This window comes from Ruegeria sp. D3 (assembly GCF_056534465.1).
This window is the reverse complement of the sequence record NZ_JBQFPK010000035.1, coordinates 1-4011: the sequence shown is the minus strand read 5'-3', so window position 1 is coordinate 4011 and position 4011 is coordinate 1. Positions and strand designations below refer to the sequence as shown.

At 54.0% G+C, this 4011-nt stretch carries 3 protein-coding genes and 1 pseudogene; 1 reads left to right on the top strand and 3 read right to left on the bottom strand.

The window, feature by feature from the left end; translation table 11 throughout:
• The 3 genes and pseudogenes from ACR0DX_RS22580 to ACR0DX_RS22570 form a co-directional block, all read right to left on the bottom strand.
• Window positions 1-696, bottom strand: a pseudogene (locus ACR0DX_RS22580) (carbohydrate porin); the annotation flags it as partial.
• Window positions 693-1457 (bottom strand): DUF3299 domain-containing protein, encoded by a 765-nt coding sequence (locus ACR0DX_RS22575; protein ID WP_170337125.1) that lies wholly within the window; start codon window positions 1455-1457, stop codon window positions 693-695. The gene ACR0DX_RS22575 and the pseudogene ACR0DX_RS22580, both read right to left, overlap by 4 nt.
• 26 nt (window positions 1458-1483) lie before the next feature.
• Complete coding sequence (locus tag ACR0DX_RS22570; protein ID WP_234900806.1) at window positions 1484-2896, bottom strand: amidohydrolase family protein; 1413 nt, start codon at window positions 2894-2896, stop codon at window positions 1484-1486.
• Between the two features lie 117 nt (window positions 2897-3013).
• Here ACR0DX_RS22570 and ACR0DX_RS22565 point away from each other — a divergent pair.
• On the top strand, window positions 3014-4011 hold a 998-nt coding region (locus ACR0DX_RS22565), incomplete at its 3' end, for an AraC family transcriptional regulator (protein ID WP_170356918.1).

Genomic DNA, 4011 nt, shown 5'->3' with positions numbered 1-4011 from the left:
TGGATCGGACGGGTCGGCGTTTGCGTCTGATACGCTGGCAACGGCGTAGAGGTTCTCGCTCAGCTTTACCCCACCGGCAATACCAAGGCCTTGGTTGGGCGTGTTGATTGTCGGGTTGGTATTGAAAGACAGGTTTTGAAAACCACTGTAGGGGCTTACCAACCCGTAGATATCCACAAAGTCCGTTACATCAATCTGGCCGACTTGCAGCGCCCACGACCCATTCTCAGCCCTTTGGGTCCAGAACAAATTGGTCAGAAGCAAACCGTTGTCATTGAAGGCTGTTCCCGTGATTGAAAGGGCTCCGCCATCCAGCCCGAGAAATTGCGGAGCAACGTCCGTATAACTGTGCCTGTCTTCGATCTTGAATGTCAGAGACCCCCGTTCAGTTGCCTGCCAACTGCCGTAGAACCGCGCAATTCCGCTGGCTGCTTCGCCGGTTCCCAGATCAGCATCCGTGGTTTGGCCCAATGCCAGGTAGTCAATGTTGAACCGAAAACCACCCTCAGCCAGTCGGTCTTTCCGCTGAAACCAACCCGGTGCGATGTTGCGTGGAAAATCGGAACGATATTGCGGATCGGTGAGCCCGTCTCCGGGCGCAAGATCGGCTTCGACTGAAGATGGCCCGGATAGTCCCTGAGCCGACGCTGCGCCAGCAAATGCAAGGCTCAATGCGGCAACCAGAAGTCTTATCATTTTGACGCCTGTGCCCCACCGGTCTTGCGATTTCCTGCCGCGCGGATGCGATCAGCAGCACGCTGCTTCCATTCCAACCTGTCTGCCTCGGTTTCCAGAGTTTCGACACGTTCCGCCTCTAGCTGGAAAGTCGCATTCATAGGCATGAGGCCATCCACAACCATCATATTATGAACGGAAGGATCGATAGTCAGCGTGCCTGTCAGCCGAACGGGTTCGTGGAAATAGCTAGGCGCCCAGTCCCCGTTCAACCGCACACGGATCATCTGGTTCGGCGGAGGTGGAGGCATGTGGCTGCACATCCCTCTTTCTGGCACCAAATACGCCACAGGCCGGCCGTCCGGATCGCTTGGAGCAGGAATGGCAAAGCCCGCGAGTGTGATTGTTCTGCCGTCGAATTGCGGGTTTCCGCTCGTTCCAGCCTTTCTTCGACGTTCAGTCACAACCTCGCGCTGATCGAGTAACCAGTCGACGTCAATTCCGTCTGACACCAAGGCGTCTTCGGTCTCTGCTAAAAGCAATTGCCATTTCTGCCGTTCTTCGGCGCTGCCAACCTCCTGCTGCAACCTGCCGCGTATACGCACAACGAAAAGAACATCGTCGAACTGTTCGGGGCTGAGTTCACGATAGGGGTCATCAAAGACCTGCGCAGACGGATCTGGCAGATCTGCCCAGTCCAACGCGGTTCCAGGCGTCGCCGCAGCATCATAACCGCACAAAACCAACCCTGCGAATACTGCGGAGCAAAACCAATTTCGCATGAATGCTCTCCGGCTGCTTTATCTGGTCAATCCAGTGTGTTTTTGTAGATCACACCGTCCTTCATGATCAGGCGGATTGTTTCCGGGCTGTCCGGCCTCGGGTCCGCACCGAACCACTGATCGCCTGTTCCAACGACAGAGAAGTCTTCGAGGGGGTTGCCGTCTATCAGCAGGATGTCGGCATAGGCGCCTTCTTCGATCACACCCAGTTTGCCTTCCGGATAGGGGTTCATGAAATCACCGCTAAGTGCCGCGATCTCGCCACCTACCGAAGTTAGGGTTACCATCGACGCATAGGGGCCGAAGAAATGGTTATTCAGATGTTTCTCGTAGGCGATCTGGATGTTGCACGCTTCGACCGAGCCGACGCAATCGGTTTGGAAACCGCGCGGCGCCGGGCATTCCTTCATACTTGGAATGTAGGCTTCGAAGGTCGCCGAGGCCGATTTGGCCTTCCTCAAACTGTTGGGGTTGTTTTTCACGGAAGGAACATCAAGTAGGCCTGGATCAAATGCTGTGATGTTCGTCGTGATGTACGCTCCTTTTTCTTTCATCAAAGCAGAAATCTCGCAGTCAAAGTGAAATCCGTGTTCAATGGTTCTGACCCCTGCATTCAGGGCATTGATGATCGCTTCTTTGCGGTAGGAATGTGCCATGACATAGGTGCCGTACTCGTTGGCAACCTGAACAGCGGCCTCGATCTCTTCTTTCGAACCGGCGAGCAACTGCCATGGATCGAATGCCGAAATCACCCCACCTGATTGCATGAACTTCAATTGCGTGGCACCCATGCGCAGGTTGTTGCGGCCATACATGTAAATTTCGTCAACACCGTTGACCTGTTGGGCCATATTCAGAGTCCCAAAGTTGGTCACCCCACCCGGCGGAGATGTGAAGGATGCGAAATCGGCGTGACCACCACGTGTTCCGAGAAATGCCCCGGAAGGATAAAAGCGGGGGCCGACGATCTGGCCGGCGTCAATTGCGCGCCGCAGCCCGCCGCCAGCGCCCCCGGCATCGCGAACGGTCGTGAAGCCCTGCATCAGGTACATTTCGGCCATCCGGGTCCCGTGGATGGCGAAATCCTCCCAGGTCGAGTTGGTTTCCATCTCGGCAATCGATGGCCCCATGAGCATCAGGTGCGCGTGATTCTCTATAAAGCCCGGTGTCAGAGTGCGCCCACCGCCGTCGATAACCGTCGCGCTCGGCGCATCAATGGCATCGGTTGAGACGGACTTGATCAGATTGCCCTCGACCAGAACACTGGCATTTTCAATGCGTTGCTCATTCACACCGTCGAAGACATGCACGTTGGTAAACAGCGTTTGGGGTTCTTCTTGATCCTGAGCCTGCGCGGTCGCCGAAAAAGAAAGAACTGCCGCGACAATTGCCGTCGAGCAAAGAGACATTCGTAAGCCGGACATAAGTACTCCCTTCATATTCATGTTCTGCCAACTGTAGTCCGGAAAGTTTTGCCTTGGTTGCCCCTTTTGAATTAGGATGTACGAATGTGACTGCAAAAATGGCCACTTCTTAAAGCTAATCCAACAAGGGTTATGAGCTTGCCTTTCAACTCCACCTCCCGAGAGCATAGCGAGGGCTTTGTTCGCCTCTCTTTAGCCGCTCCCTTTCTGCAATATCTCACCGAACGTAAGATCAATCCGCAACCAGCATTGGATCAGGTCGGCTTGAAAGCTGAACTGATGACTAACCCATCCGTGTTCGTTCACTCCGAGTTGGTTTACGGCTTGGTAAATGCTTTCTCAGAAGTATCAGGGGATCGATACCTAGGACTGAATGTAGGGGAAGCGTTTGACCTACAAGGATGGCCGCCCTTCGCTCAAGCCTTGCAATCTACAAAAACGCTGTTCGAGTTTTTTACCCGCTTTGTTGAGCTCGTGCCGCAGGAGTCCAATTCTGTGCGGCACAGCCTTGTCATTGAAGCAGACAAAGCGACTTATCGTATCGAGAGGCAACAGGAACCAACCGTCCCACCCATTCAGGTGACCGGTTTTGGTGCCGCAATCTATGTACGCCTATTGCAGACCGTCGTCGGAGAGTCCTGGGACTCTTCCCGTGTGCGATGGGAAAGCAGATACATCAATGGGCTGCCTATCGACTACAAAGGGATCGAGGTTGGCCTTGGGACTGATCCCGGAATGCAAATTAGTTTTCCTGTGGAATGGTTGTTTTTGCACCATGTCTCTGAGGGTTCTGCCAAGCCCATAGCATCACTTCGACAAGATGAAGAAGTAACCGTGGTGGCAGCTTTGCGATCTGTCTTACGCGACAAACTGGATGAAACCGATTTGGGACCAGAGATGGTGGCTGGAATGCTGGGAATACAACCGGAACGGTTTCTGAAAGCGCTTCAAAAACAAGGCACAACGCTACCGCGCGAAATCAAACGGCTGCGTATCGATGTCGCCAAGGAGCACCTCAAACAAAACCAGATGACAATTGCAGAGATCGGACTGATGCTCGGCTATTCTGACAAGTCCCATTTCACTCGCTTTTTCCGAGGTCAGACCGGAATGACACCGACCAAGTTCCG